This window comes from Bradyrhizobium sp. B097 (assembly GCF_038957035.1).
Classification (GTDB): domain Bacteria; phylum Pseudomonadota; class Alphaproteobacteria; order Rhizobiales; family Xanthobacteraceae; genus Bradyrhizobium.
In genome coordinates, this window is sequence record NZ_CP152412.1 from 6,695,579 (window position 1) to 6,718,826 (window position 23,248).

Here is a 23,248-nt window from a genome sequence, read left to right on the forward strand (position 1 = left end):
TCCATACCGCAAGCGATCAAGCTTAGTTTTGAGAAAAAGACCATGCAGGCGTCCATTTTGAGTTTCATCAATGGTGAGTTGGTGCCAAGCCAAGGCCCCCGCACCACGGCCGTTTACAATCCTGCCACCGGCGAACAATCGGGAATTCTGGGACTGGCCTCCACTCAAGATGTCCGATCCGCAGTGATCGCTGCTCGGAAGGCGTTCCCGGCTTGGGCGAATACACCTGCTCTGCGACGCGCTCGCATCCTCAACCGTTTCCTGCGGATTCTCGAGGACCGCATAGACGAGCTCGCGCGGATCATTACCGCGGAGCACGGCAAAGTCCTTTCAGACGCCAAGGGAGAGATCCAGCGCGGAATGGAGGTGGTGGAATTCGCGACCGGTGCACTGCAGCTGCTCAAGGGAGAGGTTACGGAGAACGTCGGAACGCGCGTTGACAGCCACTCGCTACGTCAGCCGCTCGGCGTCGTCGCTGGGATCACGCCCTTTAATTTTCCGGCCATGGTTCCGATGTGGATGTTCCCGGTGGCCCTCGCCTGCGGCAACACTTTCATTCTCAAGCCCTCCGAGCGCGATCCCTCCGCGTCCCTGGTTGTCGCGCAATGGCTGAAGGAAGCTGGACTTCCTGACGGCGTCTTCAACGTCGTCCAAGGTGATAAGGAAGCCGTGGACGCCATTTTGTCTGATCCTGGTATCGTCGCCGTCAGCTTCGTCGGGTCGACCCCGATCGCGCGCTACATCTACGAGACGGCTACCCAGCACGGAAAGCGATGCCAGGCGCTTGGCGGCGCGAAGAACCATATGATCGTCATGCCGGACGCCGACATGGATCAGGCCGTCGACGCGCTGATGGGGGCAGCTTATGGCTCCGCGGGCGAGCGCTGCATGGCAATATCGGTGGCGGTGCCCATCGGAGACACCACCGCTGACAGATTGATCGAAAAGCTCGCGCCAAAGGTCCGCGCCCTGAATATCGGCCCGGGAACAGATCCCGACGCCGAGATGGGACCTCTGGTGACGAAGCAGCACTTCGACAAGGTCCGCGGATACATTGATGAAGGCGTCAACGAGGGAGCAAAGCTTGTCGTTGATGGCCGGGATTTTCGGCGTCAGGGGTATGAAAAGGGATACTTCATCGGGGGATCCCTTTTCGACAACGTCACAACCGACATGAAGATCTACAAAGAGGAGATCTTTGGACCTGTGCTCGCCGTCGCACGCGTCAAGACATACGACCAAGCAGCCGATATGATTAACGAGCACGAGTTCGGCAACGGTACCGCCATATTCACGCGCGACGGCGATGCGGCCCGCGAATTTGCGCATCAAATCCAAGTAGGCATGGTCGGTATTAATGTGCCAATTCCGGTACCGATGGCATTTCACTCCTTCGGCGGTTGGAAGGCCTCTCTCTTCGGCGATCATCACATGCATGGTCCCGAGGGGGTGCGGTTCTACACCAAACTCAAGACCATCACCACGCGATGGCCTACCGGCATCCGGTCTGGTGCCGAGTTCGTCATGCCGACGATGAGTTGATCTTCCGTCAGGCGAAGATCTTGCAACCTACCGTGCTCTTCGCCTGGCCTTGAGCGGATAATCTCTCTACACGACATCAGGCGAGCGCAGCGCGCATCTGCGCTGCGAACTCGCCATACGTCTCGGCAAGCTCGTCGAGCACCTTACCGCGGAACAAGCTTAGCGTTGATGCACCGGGCGACGCCGTCCGATTGGGCTGGTCGGCATGCTCGAATCTGAAGCCCGTCGACGCCTTGATTTCATCCAGATCGTGCCCCGGATGAACGCTATCGAGGACGAAACCAGGACGCGATTTGTCGAATCGGAACAGACCCTTGCCCGTCAGCAGTGCGATCGGCCCCCCACTTCGGAAGACCCCCTCATCGCTGATCCCGGGCGCACTTACAAAATCGACCTTGTCGACGAAAACACGGGGCGAATGTTCCTCGCGAAAAATTATGACCCGCGGGACAACGAAATACAGATAGGCCGAGCCGAAGGATCCAGGCCAGCGCACGTTCGACTGCGGATAGCCTCCTGCTCCGACAAGATTGACGTTGCCGGCCCCATCGATCTGACCTCCGCCAAGAAAGAATGCATCAATGCGCCCCTGGCCAGCGCAATCGAACAGCTCCGCCGAAGCATTGGTGAAGAAATTGTGCTCAACCGAGCCGAGAATCGAAATGCGCGGGCCAGCTTCTCCTTTGGCAGCCTTCAGTGCACGCAGGAGCATCGCCCCGGCGGCAGGAATCGGCGACGATGCCCCCACGGCCACATGTCTGACGCCGTCCAACAGCTGCGCGATGGTGTAGATCAGTATCTCGCGGGGAAGGACATCGGTCACGACACTGTCTCCGCGCCGACGTCGGCCATATATCTTGAAAAGCCATCGGCCGTCCGTGCTGCCTGCGCATAGCGAGTGAGCTCTGCCAGATCGGGAGGATATTCCCCCCATAGACCGTAGGGCCACGCGCCTCGCGGAGCTCGTCCGAATGCGGCAATGTATAGGGCCGGCAATACTCCTGCAGCCGTCAGCTCGTCCGCGAGCAGGTTTTCCTCCACGATGCGTTCCACGGTGACTATTGTAGCAGTTGCCGCATAGGCCATGGCTGCGAGCTCGCGGCGACGGCCAATCCAGACGTTCCCGAAACGGTCGGCCATCGGGGCGTGGAAGATCGCGACGTCGGGCTTGATAGCCGGAATCAAGACAATCGGATCCGCAGCATCGGCGAGCGGATTGTTGATTACCCGCCAGTCATCCCGGTGTCGGAGCAGGTCTGTTCCGATCAGCCCTCGCATGGGCAAAAATGGAACGCCTTTCTGTGCAGCCAACAAGCCGGCATGGATCGCCGGACAGGTCGCGTCCATCAAACGAATTGCCCCCTCCTTCACGGCGGCGTTGAAACGAGGCGCGCTGCCGGCCTCGCCCAATGAAATCGCGCTCGTCTCGACTATTCCGACTAAGCCGGCTCCAATGAGCTGATCGACCTGAAGGCCTCCCGTGGGAACGCAGACCAGGTGCAGATCATTCGCACCGCGCCGGATCATCTGGCGCGTCATGGTCATTGATACGCCCGCGTAGTCTACCGGTAGAGCGACAGTCATCCCGCTCTGGATGCACTTCGCCATCGCTTCAAGAGAACTCTCCAAGGATACCTCCGCTTGTTTTGCCGTGGAGCCTGATCATATCGGACGTTGCCGGCGGCTGGCGAAGGTCGCGCCATCTTCTCCGCTCGGCGCCTCCCGCGGATTTCAAACCGTTCGCGCGAACCGCCTGCAGCGGCGCGAGGACCGTTGAACGCCGCTCCGCCCGGCGCTGGCGCGAAATTTCCGCTGAGCCGTACAAGGCGTTTCTAGGCCCGCGATCCTTGCAGTCTGGCCTGCTTGTAGTCGCTCTCGTGGCTGCCAGGTTTCAAGAACCTGCGCTCCTGAAGTAGCTTTTGAGCGAGTGGGATCTTGTTGGCACGAAGAGCCGCCTCAAGAAGGTATTGATCGAAGATATCGCGCTGTGCATGGCTCGCGCCGACAGGACCTGTGACATGGCGCAGCGGCAAGATCCCGTCGACCACATCATCATACCGACCTTGTTCGAAGGCGATGATGCTCTCGCAAAGCGGCACCCCGAGCTTTTGAATGACGCCACTTACGTATTTCAGTTCGTCGGCAGAATAGGCCTTCATCGATTCAATGAGCCGCCTCGCTGCACCGAACCGTCCTTCGCGCGCCAGGGACATAACGAAATGGATATCGGTGAACACCAGCGCATGATCGTCGATGTGGTTCTCGGCGTAGTCCGCCAACTTCGCCCAGCGCGCCCCGACATTGACACCACAAAATTCCAGGCGGGCCAAAAGCGACGCCGCATTTTGAATGTCCAGATAGAAGTCCGACTTGTCGCCCATCACGGCCGAGTCGTACAATTCCAGGGCGCCATCGAGACGACCTGCATCGATGTGAAAGAGCGCCTTGTGCCACCAAAGGTGCCGCCGGAACGGGTTTCGGTCATTCCACTGGTCAAGCGGATGGTTGAGCCACTTCAGGCCATCACTGTGGCGCCCCTGCATCTCGAGTACGTGCGCGACAGCATGCAACGCCCATAGGTCATCTGGACTGACTTCGGCGGCCTCACGCCCGTAGCGTTCGGCGTTAGCGTAATCGCCGTTTTCCTCGCATCCAAAGGCAACCATACCGAGAAGATTTCCATATCCCGGCATGTCCTTGCGCCAATCGGCCAACACAGAAGCGGGGATCGATCTTAGGGCGCGGGTTTGTCCCATCCAGAAGCTGTTGAAGTGATGGAGACGCAGCGCCAGAAGGTCGTGCGGATAATCGTAGAGGATGCGCTCCCAGCATGCGTTTGCCGCCGTCAGATCGCCTTCGATCCATAGGCGCAAGGCTTCGACGTGTCGTTTCTCGCGATCTGTGGCTGCTTCGGAGGTCCGTTGGGCTTGCCCGAGGGCGGCCCTGGCTTTGTCGAGGACCGCGAGCGTCCCGAAGACCATGAAGAAATAGCCCCGCAAGCAGTGTGCGAGGCAAAACTGCGGATCCAAGTCCGCCGCCTGCTTCGCCAGAGGCATTGCCGTCGTCCGATACTCAAGGAAGCTTCTGATCGCCTCGTTATAGGCGCTCACTGCGTCCTCGCTGTTGGAGCTCAACTCCAATCCGCGATCGTCGAACATAAGATCTCTCCATTGTGCAAAAGTTTCTAAGGAGCGACTGTGACCAGATGAAAGAAGCGATCCGGCAGGTCCGCGACTACCCGGCTATGCGGCCGTCTTTGATCATGTCGGCAATCGTCTGGTCCGAATATCCAAGGAGGTTCGAGAGCACGTGGCGGGTGTGCTCGCCCAGTTTTGGCGCTGGCCATTGCCCGTCGTCCTTGTTCGCAGCGATAGGCAAAGCGCGGGGCATTCTAACCGCGCCCAGAACTGGATCGCTTACGGCCATCAACCCTCTGACGTTGAGATGGTCGTCGCTGGCCATATCCTCAATGGATTGGATTGGTCCAACGCCGAGCGCCCGTGCTTCGAAAGCGGCCAGCGCCGCTGCCCGATCCATCCGTCGTATCCATTTCGAAACCCATGCCTCGATCTCAATACGGTGTTCGGTCCTACCTGCGAGCGTTGCGAAACGGGGATCTGAAAGCCATTCCGGACGGCCGACCAGTTCAGCGCAGCGGGCGAACTGCTCGTCGTTTTGAACGGAAAGACATATCCATTTTTCATCGGCGGTCATGAAATGACCGGTAGGAGCACCTCCAAGGCTGTGATTTCCATCGCGCTGCCAGGCCTTTCCGGATGCCTCGAAGTACGAGACAAGGGGGGCAGTCATTCTGAAGGCCAAATCGTAGAGCGCGACGTCGACGGCGGGTATCTGACTCAGACCGGACCTCCGTTGCTGGAGTGCCAGCACGGCGCCAAATGCCCCGAGAAGTCCCGTCATGAAGTCACAGACAGGGACCGCCCCGCCCGCGCGCATCGGCGGACCGTCGCGCTCTCCAGTCAGATAGCTGAGGCCGCAAAAGCCTTGCGCAACCGGGTCGTAGCCCCCTCGTTTCGACTTTGGCCCGCCCCTCCCAAAGGCAGACACGTGTACGATGATGATCTCGGGGTTCAGCGTCCGAAGAGCGTCATCGCTCAATCCGCGCTGATCCAGCACCCCTGGTCTTAAACTGTCGACCAGGATCTCGCACTTCCCAATCAAGTCTCGCAGTACGACAAGCCCCCCTTCGCGGGTGATGTCGACGACAATTGATTTCTTGTTTCGGCTATTAACCTGCCAGAACGCGCTCACACCATCGAGGATCGGACCAAACTGGCGCAATACGTCTCCGCGCCCCGGGCGCTCGATCTTGATTACCTCCGCGCCGTTATCGGCGAGCAGTGTGCCCACAAACGGACCAGCGATCAGTTCACCCAGCTCCACGACCCGGATTCCGGTCAACGGTTTCGTCAAAGACATCCCCTTCACGAATTTCTTCTCGCTATTGGAGCAGCGATAGCCTGGTCGCCGCGGGAGCCACAGAAACGGCCCGGCATGGCCGAAGCTCATGTCGGGCCGAGTGAACGAGGCCTACAACGGAAGACTTCCGATCCGACCGGAGGACGGCCGAAGCTGAAAGCGCGAAAATTGGCTTCGCGAGCGGGCGATATGTTCACTCAGCCGCATCACGCAGCGTGGTAGTCGCCCTGCTGTAGCCTCCGCGGGTTTGTGGAAGCTTCATGTCCAGCACCCGAGAGGCGACCAACGTCCGCAGCACTTGCGCCGTCCCGCCGGCAATCGTGAACATACGGGCATCCCTGACCGCGCGTTCCATCGGATAGTTCCGCGAATAACCGCGAGCTCCGAAGAGCTGCAGCGCCTGATTTGTGACGGCGTTGGCGGTGTCCGACGCGATAATCTTCGCCTGAGCCGCCAGCAGAGGATCGGGAAACGGGTCGGCGCTCAATGCGGCTTGATGGAGCGAAAGCCGCGCCGCGTTAACGGCGACAGCCATATCGGCAACCATCCATTGCAGGCCCTGAAATTCGGCGATGGGCCGTCCGAACTGTTCGCGCTCCTTCACGAAAGCCACGGCCTTCTCGAACGCTCCTTGCGCGATCCCGAGCGCGACGGTACCGGCGCCGACGCGCTGGCTGTTGTATGCGTTGATCAGATCCGCGAAGCCGCGACGCAGGCCGTGTGGCGGCAGGACAAGCATGTCCTCCTTGATCTCGAGATCATTAAAGATGATCTCTGTCTCGGGAATTCCGCGCAGCCCCATGGCTGGTTCGCGCTTGCCAACAATCAATCCCGGAGTGCCAGCTACCGCGATGAACCCACCGATGCCCTGCTCGACCCCGGCCTGATCGAATACGCGGGCGAAGATCAAATGAAGCTTTGAAACGCCGCCTCCCGTGATCCAGTGCTTTTTGCCATTGATAATGTAGCTGCCGCCGCGCTTGTCGGCGCGCGTCGTCATCTCGGTCGCGGCCGAGCCGGCGTTGGGTTCGGTGATACAGATGGCGGGCTTGTCACCAGCGAGCACCAGCTCCGCAGACAAGCGCTTCTGCTTCTCGGTGCCGTACTGCATCACGGCCGAAATGGCGCCCATATTTGCTTCGACGGTAATCCGTCCCGTGGCACCGCACACACGAGCCATCTCTTCGATGATGAGAGCCGCCTCAAAAAAGCTGCCACCGCGGCCGCCGTACTCCCTGGGAATTGTATATCCCATGAAGCCGGCCTGCTTGAGCGCGGCCACGTTGTCAAAGGGGTAGGCCTCCGTCCTGTCGATTTCCGCCGCCTTTGGAGCGAACTCGGCCTCAGCCAGCTCGCGCGCAGCGGCCCGAAGCTTCAGGTGTTCGGCTGACAACTTCATCTGCATGGTTTGGTCCCCTTTCCGGCAACAGGACGACCGCGGCAATTCGCCCCAAAGCCCATCGAAAGGCAAACGAATATTTTATGAGCTCGACTTCAAATTCTGTTAAGTTAAAGTCCATGAGTATCAGACAACTTCGAACGCTTGTGGCTATCGCTGACGGAGGCAGCTTCAATGCCGCCGCGCAACGGCTCTACATGACCCAGTCTGCCGTCAGCATGCAGATGAAGGCTCTCGAGGGCGATATGAGGACGAAGCTTTTCGACCGTACGAGCAGGCCTCCGGTGCTCAACGCCAACGGCTGGCGCCTGGTCGACGAAGCGCGGCAGATTATCGAGCGGTACGATGCCCTCCGGCTTCTCGCTTCAGCGCCAGCCACCGGCCTCACCGGATCCTTGCGGTTGGGGGTGATTCCATCGGTTGCGACGCACTTGCTTCCGCAAACCCTGTCAAAGTTGCGCAGTGATCACTCAAGCCTTCGCATTCAGGTGCGGAGCGGACTGTCGCCCGAGCTCGCATTCAAGGTTGAGGAAAAGCATCTGGATCTTGCCATCGTCACGGAGCTCGAAAGGCTGGATCCGGCCGTCGTTTTTGAACAAATATCCGTAGAGGAACTGAAAGTCGTCATACATAAGGACCTGGCGCGCGGCTCGATCGCCGACTTGCTACGAGCCTATCCGTTCGTTCGCTTCAATCCCGCAATGGGAGTTGGCCGCGTGATCGACGCCACCTTGCGCGAGCGACGTATCCTTGTGAACGACTTCATGGAATTCGACAGCATCGAAACCATGGTCAGCATAGTGAAGTTGAAGCTTGGAGTCGCCATCATTCCAGTCGGCTTGTTCTCGTTCGCAATGGCCGACAATGTCAAGTCGATATCATTCGACCCGCCCGTCCATCGGAGGATAGGCGTCGTGGCGCGCCGGGGAATGATCGATTCTCCAACGGTTCGGGCCGTAGCAGATGCATTCAAGTCCTTTGTGAAAATCTCTCGCCCTCCGTCTCGTTTGCGCACTAAGAAGAAACGCTAGTTTCAGCCGACAACGCCAGGCTGAGCGCCTTGGCAGGCGAACAATCGTTGAAAGCCCGTTCGTTCGACCTATTCGACCTATTCGACCTGGACGCCGGCTGCCTTGATGATTGGTGTCCAGCGGTCAATCTCCCGTTTTACAAGATCTTTGAACACGCCAGGCCCTCGCTCACTGTGCCCAGCATCAGCGCCGAGGTCGGTCAAACGCTGCAATGCCGTCGGATCATCCAATGTCTTTGCCAATTCGCGCAGTCACGTCGGTCGGACCGCCTGCCGCGAACGGCACCACCAACGTAACAGCTCTGCTCGGATACTCGTCTGCTGCCTGGCTGGACCGTCCACACAACACGGCGATTGCTGCGATCGCCGCAACTGCTATCTTGTTCACCGACGCTCCTCTTCCTTTTCCTTAGTTGCTCGTCATTCAGCGCAACGGGAATTGCGAACTCGAGCACAAGCCATACGAAAAGAGAGGCTGCCAAAGAGTTGTCCGCGCTTGGGCATCGTTCTTAGACAGTCGAACTCGATCCAGGTCATTTCGGACCCGAAGCTGATCGAAATGCAAACCAATATTTTAAACGAGGGACTTCAATATTCTTTATCGCGTCTGCCTCACAGATCTGCTCGGTCGGCAGGCGCGAGGCTCGGGGAGCACGAGCCTTGCTGCGCAGCAACGCTTCGCGAACCAGCAGATCTTGTCAAGGACCGTACGCTAAACGCGTGTTGGCGGCTGTCTCCAACATCAGAAATCGCGCGCGACGTCCCACCTGCCGCGGGCTTCTTCTGCGTTGGGATTGAGGTATCCCGGGTTAAGGCGGACCGACGGTGAGGAGCGATATCGCTCTTTAGTACACCCGCGTCGCGGTCGACAGCAGCCGTAGGTGCGGGCTGAACTGTCGGTTTCTTATCGAGCGGCAAAGGTCAGTTTTGCAGAGCCTGAAAGAGAAACTCTCGCAGCGCCTTGATCCTGGGCAGATGCGACTTGTAGCTCGGCCAGACCAGGAATATCGGGACTGGCGCTAGCGCCACCTCCGAAGACACGAGCGTCAATCGGCCCGACCTTAGATCATCCATGACCAAGAAGTCGGGGAGGATGGCCGCGCCGATCCCCGCCAAAGCCATGTCGTAAATCGCATATATATTGCTCAAGATCATTCGCGGCTTTATCTGAAGATGTTTTAAACGCCCATCATGCGTAATAGACCATACGGTCCGTGGCGTGTAGGTACGCTGGACAAGGCAAAGCTCCAATTGCAGATCCTCGGGCTGTCTGATGGAGTTCGATTTCAGAAATTTGGGTGTTGCGCATAGGAACGGCGTTATCCAACCGACGGGTTTGGCGTCGAGCCCCGACACTTGAGGTTCAGCCAATCTGACGGCAAAATCATATCCGTCTGCAAGCAGATCCGCATAGCGATCGAAAAAGTCTACTTGCAAGTGAACTTGAGGGTAAGATTCTGCGAAACGGGCAAGAGCCGGCAATACTCGCGTGCGACCATATCCAAGGGGAGCGGTTATCCGAAGCGCCCCCTGGGCGTGACCGCGATCATCGTTGAGATCGGCGTCAGCCTCCGCAAGCCCAGCAACCAATGCTCGAACAGCTTCACAATAACGGGCTCCCGCCTCCGTGAGAATCAATCGCCTCGTGGTGCGTTCCAGTAATTTGGTCCCTAGATGATTCTCGAGGTCCGCCACACGCCGACTAACCGTAGATTGCGTGACCCCCAACTCCCTGCCTGCCGACGCGAACCCGCCCAGATCCGCCACTTTAAGAAACGTGGCCACGTTCTGCAGATTGGGACCATTCATCGAAAAAACCGATAACTGAAATCTTAGGCGTGCGGGGAGTGCTCGTTCCGTATCCAGCCTATAATACGTTGATTTCAGGAGCAAACCTCCGGCGTTCCGGAGGCTGCGGCTTGCTGTGCACAGCCAATGATCGTGACCGAGGAAGTCGCGTGCCGTCCATCGACCCAAACTTCCTGCCGCAAGCACCCTGGTCGACCGCTCATGCTGTGCGACTGCCGTCCGCCAGCGGACAGCCTTGGAGATTTACGCGGCCCGCAGCGGCCTTGCTGGGCCTCTCTGGCGGCGACGCGATCGAGCTAGGCCAGCGGGAGGCGCGTGAAGAAAACGCAAAAAGCTAACCAAACGAGGGGGAACGAAGCAATGATTAAGCTGACGCGGCGAGAAACTCTTGCCGGCCTATTGTTTGCTGCGGGTGCAAAAACGGCCTCCGCGGCCGAGGAGACGCCAGGAATTACGTCGCAGGACATAAAGATCGGAGAAACGGTACCGTTCTCGGGACCCGCATCTGCCTACGGCGTCGTCGGTCGAGCGCATGAAGCATTCTTCTCGATGATCAACGATCGCGGAGGAGTTAACGGTCGCCGGATCAAGCTTCTGTGTCTCGACGACGCATATAGTCCACCCAAGACGGTCGAGCAAACCAGGAAGCTTGTTGAACAAGATGAGGTCGCCTTCATCTTCGGGAGCCTGGGAACACCGACCAATCTGGCGACACGCAAGTATCTGAACTCAAAGGGCGTGCCGAGCATACTTCTCACCGCAGGTGCGACCACCCTGACCGATCCTGCGCAGTATCCGTGGACGATGTGCTGGCAACCGAACTACTTTGATGAGGCGTTCACTTATGCCAAGCGGATGCTCGCGGAGAAGCCGGACGCCAAGATCGCATTGATGTATGCCAACGACGATTCCGGACGAGACTACGCAACGGGCTTCAAAGCCGGGCTTGGCGACAAAATCGAGCTTCTCGTCGGCCAAGCCACATACGACACATCAGAGCCGACCGTCACATCTCAACTGGCGAAATTGAAGTCTTCCGAGGCAACGGTGTTCTTTTTTCACGCAACACCGAAGTTTGGCGCCCAGATCATACGGGGCATTTATGAGATCGGTTGGCGGCCAGTCACGTTCGTCGCTCAAACTGCTAGCAGCGTTGCAGGAGTCATTGAACCCGCGGGCTACGAGGCTGCTCAAGGCATAATGAGCTCCGCGTATCTCAAGGACGCAAGCGATCCACAGTGGGCGGACGACCGAGAGATGAAGGACTGGCGCGCGTGGATGGCAACGTACCAGCCTCAAGGCGACTTGAACGACTATCTGAATGTCTATGGATACGCCCAGGGGTGGTGCCTGGTGAAAATACTTGAGCGGGCTGGACAGGACCTAACGCGCAAGAACATCATGGCCAGCGCGACGAGCGTTGATTTCCAAGTTCCCATGTTGCTTCCCGGAGTGACCCTTGGGACTAGCAAGGAAGATTATCGGTTGATCAAGAAACTTCGCTTGATGAAGTTCGAAGGTAAGCGATGGGTGTTGCTACCCGATTAGAGCTTTCGCTTCACCTTGCCCCTTGAGGTTTGCCCCACGCAAGTGCCGTCGGCGCCGGAGTTTGCCGACGGCACAGGCATCCCAATTGAGGTGACCTAAAGCACCAATTCCCCGTCCACGATGATTGTCTGGCCAACGACAGAGGACGCCAGCGGGGATGCCAGATAAAGCGCTGCGCCAGCCATATCAGCGGGTGTCCCTAGACGCCTCAGCGGAATGCTTTGAAGGCTCGCTTCCAACCGCTTGGGATTTCCTGTTGTCACCTTTGTCATCTTTGTATTCACGAACCCCGGAGCGATGCCGTTGACGCGAACGCCATCCTCTGCCCATGCCTCGCCAAGGGATCTGGTCAGGCCTACGGCTCCTTTCTTGGATGCGTTATAGGCCGGGTTTCCCTTCGTCGAGTGAAATCCGGCCGTTGAACTTACAATGATTATCGCTCCGCCGCAGCGCTTGAGCATAGGGTGAAATCTTGTGCTGCCCCCATCAGGCTCATAAGATTCAGTTCCATCACCTTCCGAAAACCCGACATTTCGAATTCACCGTCTTGTACAGTACAGCTCCTTGGGCGATCACAAGAATGTCCAGCCGGTCGAACGCGGGTTGGAATCTCTCAATGGCGTCGCCGTCCGTCACGTCGAGCTTCACATACTCTGAAAGATCTGCCCCTCTTCCTGCGCGTATGCCTCAGCGGTTTTCCGTCGCACTTGGGCGCACTCTGTTCGAATTGGGCGTCGAGCTCGTACGACCACGGGAAGGCCGCGCGATCGCTGTCGAGCGATATGGTCGAACGATGCGGGTGCCCGCCGTCACCTTGGGCTGGTTCGACCCCCTGCCTGGTGATCAGTCAGGCGATGTGGTGGTTCGCCCCATTATTGGCCTGACGATCAGCACAACTCTTTCGCTCATTGGTTCTGGGGCCGAACAACGCCCGGACCATTGCGGAACACCTGAGCGACACGCTACAGCGGGAAGCTTGAGACTGCACCGGGATCCGGACGCCGCGGCGGACCAGCTTTGGCCAAACGCCGGCTAATCATGGCCAAGAGTCACAGGGCCAGCAGACCCAGCAGATCCTCCCGCTCGTCTGCGGATCAAGCCCCCGAGGGTTGGCCTCCGCGCTCACAAACGTCCCGCGTGCCCACAGATGCCTCTCTGGAGCGGCGGTTGGAGCTCGCTCGATCTTCTACCGGTACCCGTGATGCGGCCGGATTACCGCCGAAAGCCCGCCATCGACAACCAAATCGGCCCCAGTGACATAAGATGCATCATCAGAGGCCAGAAAGACACACGCCGCAGCGACCTCCTGAGGATCAGCATAACGACCGAGGGGAATTCTCTGTAGCCACTGGCTGTCAGCGCCTTGCTTCCGAAGCTCGGCGTTCAATCCAGTCGCGGTCAATCCAGGCGAGACTGAGTTTACTCGAACGCCACGCGGCGCGAACTCTCCAGCCATCTGGCGTGTTAGCGCCACAACTCCTCCCTTTGCTGCGTCGTATGCTGGATTTGCGCCGCCTCGCGACGCCGCAACCGACGCGACGTTTACGATCGCACCAGCGCCGCTTCTGCACAGGCTGACAAACGCGGCCTTGGTGGAATAGAATATGGACGAGAGATCGATGTCGATGATCCGGTGCCACTCTTCCACCGAAGTCTCTTCGAGATTCCCACGTGCGATCACACCCGCACTGTTTATGATCACGTCCAAGCGTCCCATTTTCTCGATCGCCTGGTCGATCGTCGACTTCAGCTTCTCTTGGTCTGAAACGTCAGCTTCGAACTGCAGCACCCGCGCTTCCTGCGCGGTCAATTCTGCTAACTCCGCCGTCATCCGTTGGTCGATCACAGCCACACTTGCGCCGCCACCGACCAGGCGTTGAACGCACGCAAGTCCAATGCCAGAAGCGCCTCCCGTAACAAGCGCTGCTTTCCCGGTGAACGCCATCCAGCCTCTCTCCACCAATCACCCACATTCCGTGCGCTACGAAACCATGCGCTTCTGTCCGTCCCAATAACCCTTGCGAACCTCGCTCCGCATGACCTTCCCGACCGCGCTGCGCGGCAACGATGTCACAAACTCTATCGACTTCGGGGCCTTCACGCTTCCGATCCGTTCCTTGCAAAGCGCGATGAGTTCGTCATCGGTCACAACCATGCCAAGCTTGACCTCGACGACTGCCTTGATCGACTCACCCCAACGCTCGTCCGGAACACCAATTACAGCGCAATCCTGTACGCTTGCGTGGCTCATAATGACCTGCTCCACCTCGAGCGGATACACATTGAAACCGCCGGTGATGATCATGTCCTTCTTGCGGTCGCAAATGTAGATAAAGCCATCTGCGTCCTGATATGCGATATCTCCCGTGTGATGCCACTCGTAACGGAAGGATTCCTCGGTTGCTTCCGGGTTCTTGTAATAACCCTTCATCACCAGACCGCCCCGCACCACGATCTCGCCCGTTTCACCAGGCGGGACTATATTTCCGTCGTCATCCATGAGTTCAACGCGGACAAACGGTGATTGCCGACCACAACTGAGGAGCCGTTCCTCATTGATCGAACCGTCCGCCCGGAAATGATCCGAAGGACTCATGAACGTCACGGAGGATGGAACCTCCGTCTGACCGTATCCTTGGGTCATGACCGGCCCAAAGACTTCGATGGCCTCGCGCAATTTAGCCGAGGATGTCGGTGCTGCACCGTAGATGAAGTACTTCAGCGACGAGTAATCGTGCTCACGCACGTCTGGCTGAGATAACAGCATATAGATGGCAGTCGGAGGTAGATAGAGCATTGACGCCCGATGCCTTCCGATACCGCGCATGACCTCTCGGACATCGAACTTCCGCTGAATTACCGTCGTACCCGCGAAGGCGATTACGACGAGCGCCAGAATTCCGGCCGCATGCGATAGGGGCGCGGTCGCCAGGAAAATAGGAGCATCCTCGAAGCGGAGGTTTGCCCTATAATTCGCGATCGCGGTTTCAAAATTGCGATTGGTATTCATGACCCCCTTCGGCCGTCCCGTTGTCCCTCCCGTGCCACGTAACATGCATACGGCGTCTGGATCCCACGGCAACACAATACGATCGACCGGCTGTGTCTCGAGCCAAGCGGCGAGATCGTACGCTGAAGCACTTTTACCATCGATGCAGATGAATTCCTTGACTGCCGGATTTGTCTCTCGGACGAGTTGGACGATCCGCTCGAACTCCTTTTGGTAGAAGAGCACCTCGACATCGAAGAGCTGGACCATCTCCAAGATGCGCTCGTCGCCGTCCGCAGTATGAAGCGGCGTCCACGCTCCGCGCGCTTTTAGAATGCCGAGAAGCACGACCATCGCCATGGGGTCGTTACGACTTAGCACCGCACATTTCGTCTCGCGCTCGACGCCCAATGACCTCAAGCCGTGAGCGGCGCGCGTTGCGAGCTCATTCAGCTCACGATAGGTCCACCTTCTTTCCTCAAAGATGAGAGCCGTTCGCTCGGGATAGGAATCAACACCCCGGTCGAAGAAGTCGATCAGATTCATTTTGTTGCTCCGCTCGCTTCGCCGGATATCCACGTTGGCAAGAACAGCGCCTCCACCCAGCGAGTGGTTACAGCTCCTGCACGAAACTGTTGCGCCCGTAGTATCGCCTCATCAAATGCTATGGTCGTCGAGATGCCGCCGACATCGAAGCTGCGCAGGGCTTCGGACGCTTGCCTTATGGCTGCCGAACGATCGCTGCCCCACACAACCAATTTGGCGATCATGGAATCGTAGCAGTGCGGTACCGCGTACCCCTCGGTGCAGTGCGTCTCAACGCGGATTTCTTCTCCTGACGGGGGACACCAACGGGTTATGCGACCTGGGGATGGCCGGAACCCCGATGCGACATCCTCTGCATTGATGCGGCACTCGATGGCGTGACCGCTGATCTGCACATCCGCTTGACGGAATGAAAGGGGCTCGCCCTGCGCGACGCGAATTTGCTCTTGCACGAGGTCGATGCCTGTGACCATCTCGGTAACCGGATGTTCGACCTGAATCCGTGAATTCATCTCGAGGAAGAAGAACTCCCTCTTGTCCATGTCATACACGAATTCGACCGTGCCGGCATTGGTGTAGTTGCACTGACGTGCGAGTTGAACGGCCGCGGCGGTCATCGCATCTCGCATTTCGCTGGAGAGCGCGATTGCGGGTGCCTCCTCGATCAGCTTTTGGTGTCGACGCTGGACGCTGCAATCGCGCTCGAACAGGTGGCACACATTGCCGTGGGTGTCAGCGATGATTTGCACCTCGATATGCTTTGCGTTCTCGATGAAGCGTTCAAGATATACGGTACCATCGCCGAAGGCACTCTTTGCTTCGACTTTCGCGCTGTCATATGCCGCAGGAAGATCGCTTTGGTTGCGTACCACTCTCATGCCGCGGCCTCCGCCGCCTGCGCTAGCCTTGATAAGGCACGGCCAGCCAATCGACTGGGCCGCCGCGTGAGCCGCATCCAGCGTTTCGAGCTGTCTCGAACCTGGGATGATCGGAACACCCGCCCTCTCCGCCAGCGCGATCGCGCTCAACTTGTCACCCATCGCCTCAATAGCCTCTGCTGACGGCCCGATGAACACGATGTCATTCTCCGCGCACAGGCGTTGCAGCGATGCACGTTCGGACAGGAATCCGTATCCAGGGTGCAGCGCCTGACACGCAGTCAATTTTGCGGCTGTCACGATCGTATCCGCACGGAGATAGCTGCTTCCAGCGCTGGCGGGGCCAATGCACACCGCTCGGTCGGCCAGACGAGTCCCAAGCGCGTCGCGGTCGGCCGACGATACTCCGATCACCGTTTCGATGCCGAGCGCGCGGCAAGCCCTGATGATCCGCACCGCGATTTCGCCTCGGTTGGCGATAAAGATTCGCTGAAATGTGCTCATTGACCGTCTCTACTTCGGTCTGACACGCACGAGAGGCTGGTCGTACTCGACCATTTCGCCGTGCACCGCCACGATCTCCTCGACGATGCCGTTGACGCCGGCACTGACAGACGTGAACAACTTCATCACCTCAATCAGCCCAATCGTGTCGTCGGCTGAGATCCTTTGACCAACGACGACATAAGGCGGCTCGCCTGGCGCCGAGGTACAGTAGAACGTCCCGAGGAGAGGCGCGCGAATTGTGACGAACTGCTCGTCCTCCGCCCGCACCTCTGACGTGGAATTCCTCGCCCGTGGGACACTCGCTTCGGCTGATGGAGATGCCGGCGCCACGGGATCTGGCCCACGCTTCTGTGCCGGCGCTCGCGCCGCCCGCTCGGAGCTACGCTCCACCGCCAGCTTCAGGTCTCCGCACTCGAAGCTCAATGAGGTTAGTTCAGTTGAGCTCTTGACCAGCTCTAAAATGCGAACAGCATCCCGATAGGTCATGGAGTACCGGATTTCGTGAAGATCATTGTTCATTCCCGGCCTCCGATTCGGATGCGAAAGTCATGTCGAGCTTGAAGGACTTTTTCTGAACGCGCACGGACCGAAGGCGCGGCTCCTTGAGCAATTCCTTTACCAGCGCCACCAGGGGTCGATCCACGAAAGGACGTGTGTACTGATCAGTCCCCCGAGCCGGCAGCGCTTCAACGTGTTCACGGCCGTAGAACATATGGAGCAGAAGTTCCTCGTCCGACCTGAACGGCCCCGCGTCGCGCCGAAACTCTTCAAGCATCGGCCGCTCGAAGGCGACCTCCGGCGCGCTGTGCTCTTCCAGGGTGCGCCCACCGAGAACGCGATCCAACACCTCCGCATCGATAGGCGCTGGAGCGGCACCGTAGCGCCCCATGACATATAGGCGCAGCTCCTGTGGAATCGTCCTGTACCGCTCCCGTTGGATAACGTTCATTGTAGCCTGCACCCCCACGAACTGAGAGAACGGCGTCACCATGATGGGATAGCCAAGTTCCCGGCGAATCCGTCCAGCTTCTTCCAGCACCTCATCAAGTCGAGAGAGCAGACCCAGTTCGAGCAGCTGGTTCCTGAAGTTCGACATCATGCCGCCGGGGATCTGATGTTCGATGAACTTCCTATAGCGCTCTGCGTCGAATGCGAACGGACCGGCGACGGCCCGGTTCTCGATGTGCGCAACCCAATAAAAATAGTCGTCAGTGCACCTGACCGCCTCGCGGTCAAGTCCGGTATCAAGACCGAGCTCCTCCGCGATTTTCATGACATCCAAGGTACTCGGAACAGATTCGCCGTTCGCCAGCGGCGTACTAGCCGTCGCAACGGTATCCACACCAGCAATCAACGCTTCGCGGTAGGACGCATGGGCAAGTCCCATCGTATGATGCGCGACGAATTCAATCGGCACTCCAGGGCCCACCGCGCTCCGAAGTGCGGCCAGCAGTGATTTCGCGCGCGGGCCGGTCAGAATGCCGCTGGCGTCTCCCAGCGTGATGGAATCGACGTCATAGCTCACCAACTCGCGCGCCTTCTTGACGAAATACTCGTCCGTATGCACAGGACTTTCGGTGAACGCGATGATGCCGGATGACTTCAGGCCCAGAGATCTGGCAATCCGAAAATGCGCCTCGATGTTGCGCATATCATTTAGGCCGTCGAATATCTTGACCCACTCGACGCCAACGTCGCGCAGGCAGCGAAATACCAGCTGCACGACATCATCTGAATAGTGGGACCACCCGAATAGATTGCGGCTTCGCACAAGAACGTCGAGGCTCATGTTCGGCATGTAGGTCTGCAGCAAACGCAGTCGATCCCACGGGTTCTCAGCCAGGAATTTCACCGCGGTCTCAAAGGCGGCACCCGACGTGACGCATACCTTTCTGAAACCGCTTCCTCCGATCGTATCGGTTGCACCCAGCATCGAGCCGGTGCTCATACGGGTTGCCCAAAGTGACTGCGGACCATCCCGCAGCGTCTCATCTACGATACCGACCATGGCTTCACACTTTCACAATCACTGCGTCTGCTTGCCCGAAGCCGCCGCAAATGGCGGCGGCGCCATACCCGCCTCCCCCACGGCGCAGTTCGCGAACCAGCGACATTATAACCCGTGCTCCGCTCGCCCCGGGCGGATGTCCAATCGCGACAGCCCCTCCATTAACGTTCGTAATCGAGCGGAGCTTACTCGTTAGCGCGACATCGCTCTCAGCCATTGTTTTGGTGGAAACCAGGGGCATCGCCGCAAATGCCTCATTGATTTCGATTCTCTTTAGATCGCTCAAGGCAAGGTTAGCGTCGCGTAGTCCCTTTCTGATCGCGTTACCTGGCATATACACTGATGACTCGAGATCTCCCGAGAGTTGGACGTAGCTAACAACTTCCGCCAAGCGATACATGCCAAGGCGACCCGCCTCGATATCGGAGGCTAGGAGTATCGCCGATGCCCCATCGTTCAGACCAGGCGCATTACCCGCGGTGACGGTCGCACTACCGTATACGGTCGGTAGACGGGCAATGACTTCCAGCGACACCGTCCGCCGTGGAGATTCGTCAATGCGCAAGACTTCGTCGTTGGATGAATCCCCATCCATCGGAACGAGTTCGTCCTCATAGAAGCCCGCGTCAAAAGCTTGGAAGTACTTTTCGTGGCTCGCGACCGCCCACTCATCCTGTTCTTCTCTAGAAACTTGATACTTCAAGGCCATCTCGCCTGTGACAGTGGCGAGCGGCCGATTGGTGATTGGATTCTTGAATTGCATGGGATCGTCCATCCGCAAGTTTCCGTTACGACGCTCCCACCGGATATCCTTCAGCAGATAGGGCGTCTGGCTCGAACTGTCGGCACCGCCCGCGATCACAACAGATGCATCCCCGGCCCGGATCTTCAGCACTCCGAGACCGACACAACTCATTGATGAGCAGCACGCGCGGTCCAGGGTCATTGACGGCGTTGTGTCCGGAATACCCGCATGAAAGTTGATTTGACGTGCGACGACTGGTGTCGCGCCAGCGAGTATTGCCGACCCGAAAAGCGTCTCGCTGACCGCCTCGGGGGCGACCCCCGATCTCTCCAGCACCGCCTTTACGACTCGCGCGCCGAGGTCCACCGAACTACAGCGACGCAAAGCTCCGCCAAACTTCCCAAATGGCGTTCGCCGCGCTTCTGCGACTACGATCTTAGTCATGGCATCTGTCTCTGTTGGTCACTTCGTCGCTGCGACCCGCGATCCTATTGCTGAACTCTTACCTCAGCGAAAGTTGAGAAACGCCTGTAGTATCTTGACGACGCTCCTTTCCATCCGCTGATCGTCAAGCGAGACGGGTCCCGGCTCGTTCAGGATTGCGTTCACCAATAATCCGTTGACCACCTGAAGGGCTTCACGGACTTCCTGGTCCCGAGCTGCCTTGTTGCGTCCCGCCAATTGCGGAGCAAGCGCGTTGGCCACCATCCCCGCAGACGTGTGGCCAGACTTTCTGAAGGGCGTCCATTGATCGGCACCCCGGGCGGTATACCGACATGCCGTCTTGTAGATGCCTCTGTGCTTACGAAAGACGCCGACCCAGAAGCGCGACAGCTCACTTAGAAACTCAGCTTTTCCGGCACCAGTGTTGGTGAGCCTATCCAAGAGAGAGGCTAGAATATCGAGCTCTTCGGCAAGTATGGTCTCCTGCACGTAGTCGAAGAAGACCTCTTTGCTTTCGAAGCGGCTGTAAAACGAGCCAACAGACGAGCCAGCTTCAGCGGCAATATCCTCGATCGTTACCTGATCATAATCTCTCACATTGAACGCTAACCGACCAGCCTCCATCAGCGCACGCATCGTCGCTTCCGATCGCGCCTGTTGCGCCGGCATCACGCCTGCTGGGTTTTGCGGCTTCCGCTGCAACCGTCCTTGCGCATCACCAAAGGTCATAATCTGAACATTCCTTTCCACACGCAAGCATCAGCGCCAGCGCAAGAGGTAGCGCTCAACTTGGTCCATGATCCATGTCAGGAGAATTCCCAGGAAAGACATGAAAATTAGGACGGCAAAGACGCCATTGGTATTGAAGGTACCGGCGAGATACGTGAGTTGTTGCCCAAGGCCATTTTGCGAGGCGATGATTTCCGAGCCGACGACACCGAGAAGCGCATAGATCAGGCCGAGGCGCAGCCCTGAGAAGATCGTCGGCACGGCACTTACCAGTGTCACCTTCCAGAAAATCTGTGCTCTCTTCGCCCCCAACATGCGGCTTAGCACCAGCCAATCCTGGTCCACGCTTCTAGCTCCGGCAACGGTATTGCTAAGTACGATGAAAAAGGTCAACGAGAATCCCAAGGCAACCTTCGAACCCGTTCCAAGACCGAACCAGAGAATGAAGAGTGGCGCGAGTGCAATGCGCGGCAACGCGTTGAGCGCTGTGAAGAGCGGATTGAAGAACCGCTCGCACCAAGACCAGACTGAGAAGATCAAACCGAAAGCGACGCCAGCGACGCTACCCATCGCGAATGCAATCAGCGTCGCCCACATTGTCCAAGCGGTATCCTTCAGAAGATCCCGCTCAACAAAGAGAGCGTTGAACAAATGCTCCATGATCTTTGTGGGTCGGCCAATGAAAATAGGATCCACGATACGGTTGACAGCGACCCACTCCCAGACCCCCAGGAAGACCACGACAAACACAAGTTGGGCGGCTAACACGCCCAAGTCGACTTTGAGGGACTTCATCGAGGCCGCTCCGCGGATACCAGCGCCTGTTCCAGACAAGCCCAGACTTCAGCGTAAATCTCGTGGTACCGCGGATCCTTCTGGAGCCCGCGCACGGAGCGGGGCCGAGGGAGCGCGATGGGAATGTCCGCGATAATTCGACCCGGTCGAGCCGACATGACGACAACGCGATCGGAAAGGGTTACGGCCTCATTGAGGTCATGTGTGATGAAGATAACGGTTCGCTTTTCAAGCGACCACAGATCCAGCAGCACCTCCTCGAGCTGGAGTTTGGTCTGCGCATCCAGGGCACCGAAAGGCTCGTCCATCAAAAGAATGGACGATTCCATCGAAAATGTACGTGCGAGAGCTACCCGCTGTCGCATTCCGTGCGATAGCGCTTTGGGATAGGCGCCCTCGAACCCCGACAGACCGACATTCTCGAGAAACTCTCGCGCACGCTTCTCACGCCGCCCTCTGGGCACCCCCCGAAATTCCCCTGCCAGCATGACGTTGTGCAGTGCGGTTCGCCAAGGGAAGAGACTGTCTCTTGCGAGCATATAGGCGACATCATGACGACCGGCCTTGGGCGACCGCTCCGCAACGCTAATCTCCCCTGTCTGATGTCCTATTAGGCCGGCTACCAAATTGAGCAGCGTCGTCTTTCCACAGCCGCTCGGCCCCACGACCGAGACGAACTCGCCTGGAGAAATGCTGAGCGTAGCGTCAGTGACCGCTTGTACGCCCCCGGCAAAAACATGACTTACGTGCTCAAGGCGTATCGTGGTCATTTGCTCGCTTCCCGTATTGGTACCCTGCGTCGCATCTTTCAGGGAGCGTTCTGATAGATGATGCTGTCCGGGTCGACTGGGGTCTTCAAGACGTCGTTCTTGATCAGGAATTTGTTGAAAGCCGGGATTGCCTTTCGGTCAAAGTGATTGCCGATTTGCGAGATACTCCCCTTCACCATCTCCGCCATCACGATATCTCTATTCGGAACGTCATCGGTTAGCTTGAAGTGCCGGGTGGCGATGGCTGAAGCCTCATTGAAATTCGTCGGTTCACGCATCCACTTGGTCGCTCGGGCTTGCGCTCGCAGAAATGCGTCGATCGCTTTTGGGTTTTTGGCCACATATTCGCGACGGGCCTGCCACGCCACAAAACCGCCGTTCATGGCAGCAAGATCGGCCGGCCCCTCGCCTTTTCGCAAATCAACAGCGATAGAGCACTTTCCCGTAGCGCCACACATGGCGGGGACCGGATCCCAAGTCACTGCAGCATCGATCTGCCCCGCAGCCAAGGCCGCATAGGTTGTTGCAGCGGCACCAACCGCCACGAACGTGACCTCGTTAGGTGCAATCCCCGCGCCTGAAAGGAGATCCTTGGCGTACATCTCCACACCACTGCCGCGCGCGCTAACGCCGATCTTCATTCCCTTTAGACCAGCGATGTTTTGGGGGTATCCCGCACCAGGCTTTTCGAGGCCACTGCGAACCGCAAAGCTGTAGACATTGTTGGTCGCAAATGTCCCGACAGCCATGAGATCGCTGCCATTGGCGACCGCTTGTAGCATCACATCGAGCGAGCTTAGAATGAGGTCGACGCTTCCCGCAGCGACCGCTTTCTGCGCAAGCGGCCCATTGGCGAGCAGAATGGGTTCACACCTCAGTCCCTCCTTCTCGCAGAAGCCCTTCTCCACCATGACCCAGTTCACCAGGTGCAAGTTGGAGCCAGGGTACTCCTGGTATCGCACCACGGTGAGGTCCTGTGACAGCGCCGGCGACATCGACTGAACCGCCAAAGAAAAAAGCGCGACGGCCGGCCATTTGCAACGACTGCTCCCCATCGAGACTTCCCTCC

General features: G+C 58.3%; 19 protein-coding genes and 1 pseudogene. 3 read left to right on the top strand and 17 right to left on the bottom strand.

Features of this window, described 5'->3' with window-relative positions; genetic code table 11:
- Positions 1–42 precede the first annotated feature (42 nt).
- Entirely contained in the window at positions 43–1,542 is a 1,500-nt protein-coding gene (locus AAFG07_RS30910; protein ID WP_342729289.1) for a CoA-acylating methylmalonate-semialdehyde dehydrogenase, read from the top strand.
- A 76-nt stretch (positions 1,543–1,618) separates the two neighbouring features.
- Here the strand turns inward: AAFG07_RS30910 and AAFG07_RS30915 are convergent, their stop codons facing one another.
- The 5 genes from AAFG07_RS30915 to acdA all read right to left on the bottom strand — a co-directional run bounded on the left by AAFG07_RS30915 (position 1,619) and on the right by acdA (position 7,387).
- Positions 1,619–2,365 carry a CoA transferase gene (locus AAFG07_RS30915; protein ID WP_342723525.1) on the bottom strand — a complete coding sequence of 249 codons (747 nt, stop codon included), beginning with the start codon at positions 2,363–2,365 and terminating at the stop codon, positions 1,619–1,621.
- Positions 2,362–3,150: a CoA transferase gene (locus tag AAFG07_RS30920; protein WP_342729290.1), complete on the bottom strand. Its 789-nt coding sequence runs from the start codon at positions 3,148–3,150 to the stop codon at positions 2,362–2,364. Before AAFG07_RS30920 ends, AAFG07_RS30915 begins: the two co-directional genes overlap by 4 nt.
- 224 nt (positions 3,151–3,374) lie before the next feature.
- Positions 3,375–4,700, bottom strand: coding sequence for a tetratricopeptide repeat protein (locus tag AAFG07_RS30925; RefSeq protein ID WP_342723526.1), 1,326 nt, complete (start codon positions 4,698–4,700; stop codon positions 3,375–3,377).
- 76 nt (positions 4,701–4,776) lie between these two features.
- A complete protein-coding gene (locus tag AAFG07_RS30930) occupies positions 4,777–5,976 on the bottom strand; it encodes a CoA transferase (RefSeq protein ID WP_342723527.1) in 1,200 nt (399 codons plus the stop codon).
- 199 nt (positions 5,977–6,175) lie between these two features.
- Complete coding sequence (acdA, locus tag AAFG07_RS30935; RefSeq protein WP_342723528.1) at positions 6,176–7,387, bottom strand: 3-sulfinopropanoyl-CoA desulfinase; 1,212 nt, start codon at positions 7,385–7,387, stop codon at positions 6,176–6,178.
- 113 nt (positions 7,388–7,500) lie between these two features.
- Here acdA and AAFG07_RS30940 point away from each other — a divergent pair, with 113 nt between their 5' ends.
- The gene (locus AAFG07_RS30940) at positions 7,501–8,412 is read left to right on the top strand and encodes a LysR family transcriptional regulator (RefSeq protein WP_342723529.1); all 912 of its coding nucleotides are present in this window, start codon (positions 7,501–7,503) and stop codon (positions 8,410–8,412) included.
- Between the two features lie 920 nt (positions 8,413–9,332).
- Here the strand turns inward: AAFG07_RS30940 and AAFG07_RS30945 are convergent.
- Entirely contained in the window at positions 9,333–10,220 is an 888-nt protein-coding gene (locus AAFG07_RS30945; protein ID WP_342723530.1) for a LysR family transcriptional regulator, read from the bottom strand.
- A 360-nt stretch (positions 10,221–10,580) separates the two neighbouring features.
- Here AAFG07_RS30945 and AAFG07_RS30950 point away from each other — a divergent pair, with 360 nt between their 5' ends.
- On the top strand, positions 10,581–11,768 hold the full coding sequence (locus AAFG07_RS30950; RefSeq protein ID WP_342723531.1) for an ABC transporter substrate-binding protein: 1,188 nt from the start codon (positions 10,581–10,583) through the stop codon (positions 11,766–11,768).
- Positions 11,769–11,863: 95 nt separating this feature from the next.
- Here AAFG07_RS30950 and AAFG07_RS30955 read toward each other — a convergent pair.
- From AAFG07_RS30955 to AAFG07_RS31005, 11 genes and pseudogenes are all read right to left on the bottom strand, one after another.
- Positions 11,864–12,437: pseudogene (locus tag AAFG07_RS30955) on the bottom strand (SDR family oxidoreductase); the annotation flags it as partial.
- Between the two features lie 517 nt (positions 12,438–12,954).
- Positions 12,955–13,713 carry a glucose 1-dehydrogenase gene (locus tag AAFG07_RS30960; protein ID WP_342723532.1) on the bottom strand — a complete coding sequence of 253 codons (759 nt, stop codon included), beginning with the start codon at positions 13,711–13,713 and terminating at the stop codon, positions 12,955–12,957.
- Between the two features lie 36 nt (positions 13,714–13,749).
- Entirely contained in the window at positions 13,750–15,303 is a 1,554-nt protein-coding gene (locus AAFG07_RS30965; RefSeq protein ID WP_342723533.1) for an AMP-binding protein, read from the bottom strand.
- Entirely contained in the window at positions 15,300–16,685 is a 1,386-nt protein-coding gene (locus AAFG07_RS30970; RefSeq protein WP_342723534.1) for an acetyl-CoA carboxylase biotin carboxylase subunit, read from the bottom strand. The genes AAFG07_RS30965 and AAFG07_RS30970 overlap by 4 nt, the downstream gene beginning before the upstream one ends.
- A gap of 9 nt (positions 16,686–16,694) precedes the next feature.
- Positions 16,695–17,207: a biotin/lipoyl-containing protein gene (locus AAFG07_RS30975; RefSeq protein WP_342723535.1), complete on the bottom strand. Its 513-nt coding sequence runs from the start codon at positions 17,205–17,207 to the stop codon at positions 16,695–16,697.
- The gene (locus AAFG07_RS30980; protein ID WP_342723536.1) at positions 17,197–18,696 is read right to left on the bottom strand and encodes a pyruvate carboxylase subunit B; all 1,500 of its coding nucleotides are present in this window, start codon (positions 18,694–18,696) and stop codon (positions 17,197–17,199) included. The genes AAFG07_RS30975 and AAFG07_RS30980 overlap by 11 nt, the downstream gene beginning before the upstream one ends.
- Before the next feature lie 4 nt (positions 18,697–18,700).
- A complete protein-coding gene (locus tag AAFG07_RS30985; protein ID WP_342723537.1) occupies positions 18,701–19,885 on the bottom strand; it encodes a thiolase family protein in 1,185 nt (394 codons plus the stop codon).
- A gap of 63 nt (positions 19,886–19,948) precedes the next feature.
- Entirely contained in the window at positions 19,949–20,614 is a 666-nt protein-coding gene (locus AAFG07_RS30990; protein WP_342723538.1) for a TetR/AcrR family transcriptional regulator, read from the bottom strand.
- A 30-nt stretch (positions 20,615–20,644) separates the two neighbouring features.
- A complete protein-coding gene (locus AAFG07_RS30995) occupies positions 20,645–21,409 on the bottom strand; it encodes an ABC transporter permease (RefSeq protein WP_342723539.1) in 765 nt (254 codons plus the stop codon).
- Positions 21,406–22,179, bottom strand: coding sequence for an ABC transporter ATP-binding protein (locus AAFG07_RS31000; protein WP_342723540.1), 774 nt, complete (start codon positions 22,177–22,179; stop codon positions 21,406–21,408). Before AAFG07_RS31000 ends, AAFG07_RS30995 begins: the two co-directional genes overlap by 4 nt.
- Positions 22,180–22,217: 38 nt before the next feature.
- Entirely contained in the window at positions 22,218–23,234 is a 1,017-nt protein-coding gene (locus tag AAFG07_RS31005; protein WP_342723541.1) for an ABC transporter substrate-binding protein, read from the bottom strand.
- Positions 23,235–23,248: the final 14 nt, after the last annotated feature.

Coding starts and splice junctions, on each gene's coding strand:
- AAFG07_RS31000 (WP_342723540.1), bottom strand. CDS start 22,179: ATGACCACGATACGCCTTGAGCACGTAAGTCATGTTTTTGCCGGGGGC.
- AAFG07_RS30940 (WP_342723529.1), top strand. CDS start 7,501: ATGAGTATCAGACAACTTCGAACGCTTGTGGCTATCGCTGACGGAGGC.
- AAFG07_RS30980 (WP_342723536.1), bottom strand. CDS start 18,696: ATGGTCGGTATCGTAGATGAGACGCTGCGGGATGGTCCGCAGTCACTT.
- AAFG07_RS30995 (WP_342723539.1), bottom strand. CDS start 21,409: ATGAAGTCCCTCAAAGTCGACTTGGGCGTGTTAGCCGCCCAACTTGTG.
- AAFG07_RS30925 (WP_342723526.1), bottom strand. CDS start 4,700: ATGTTCGACGATCGCGGATTGGAGTTGAGCTCCAACAGCGAGGACGCA.
- AAFG07_RS30910 (WP_342729289.1), top strand. CDS start 43: ATGCAGGCGTCCATTTTGAGTTTCATCAATGGTGAGTTGGTGCCAAGC.
- AAFG07_RS30970 (WP_342723534.1), bottom strand. CDS start 16,685: ATGAGCACATTTCAGCGAATCTTTATCGCCAACCGAGGCGAAATCGCG.
- AAFG07_RS30990 (WP_342723538.1), bottom strand. CDS start 20,614: ATGACCTTTGGTGATGCGCAAGGACGGTTGCAGCGGAAGCCGCAAAAC.
- AAFG07_RS30945 (WP_342723530.1), bottom strand. CDS start 10,220: ATGAATGGTCCCAATCTGCAGAACGTGGCCACGTTTCTTAAAGTGGCG.
- AAFG07_RS30960 (WP_342723532.1), bottom strand. CDS start 13,713: ATGGCGTTCACCGGGAAAGCAGCGCTTGTTACGGGAGGCGCTTCTGGC.
- AAFG07_RS30950 (WP_342723531.1), top strand. CDS start 10,581: ATGATTAAGCTGACGCGGCGAGAAACTCTTGCCGGCCTATTGTTTGCT.
- AAFG07_RS30985 (WP_342723537.1), bottom strand. CDS start 19,885: ATGACTAAGATCGTAGTCGCAGAAGCGCGGCGAACGCCATTTGGGAAG.
- AAFG07_RS30920 (WP_342729290.1), bottom strand. CDS start 3,150: ATGGCGAAGTGCATCCAGAGCGGGATGACTGTCGCTCTACCGGTAGAC.
- AAFG07_RS30965 (WP_342723533.1), bottom strand. CDS start 15,303: ATGAATCTGATCGACTTCTTCGACCGGGGTGTTGATTCCTATCCCGAG.
- AAFG07_RS31005 (WP_342723541.1), bottom strand. CDS start 23,234: ATGGGGAGCAGTCGTTGCAAATGGCCGGCCGTCGCGCTTTTTTCTTTG.
- AAFG07_RS30975 (WP_342723535.1), bottom strand. CDS start 17,207: ATGAACAATGATCTTCACGAAATCCGGTACTCCATGACCTATCGGGAT.
- acdA (WP_342723528.1), bottom strand. CDS start 7,387: ATGCAGATGAAGTTGTCAGCCGAACACCTGAAGCTTCGGGCCGCTGCG.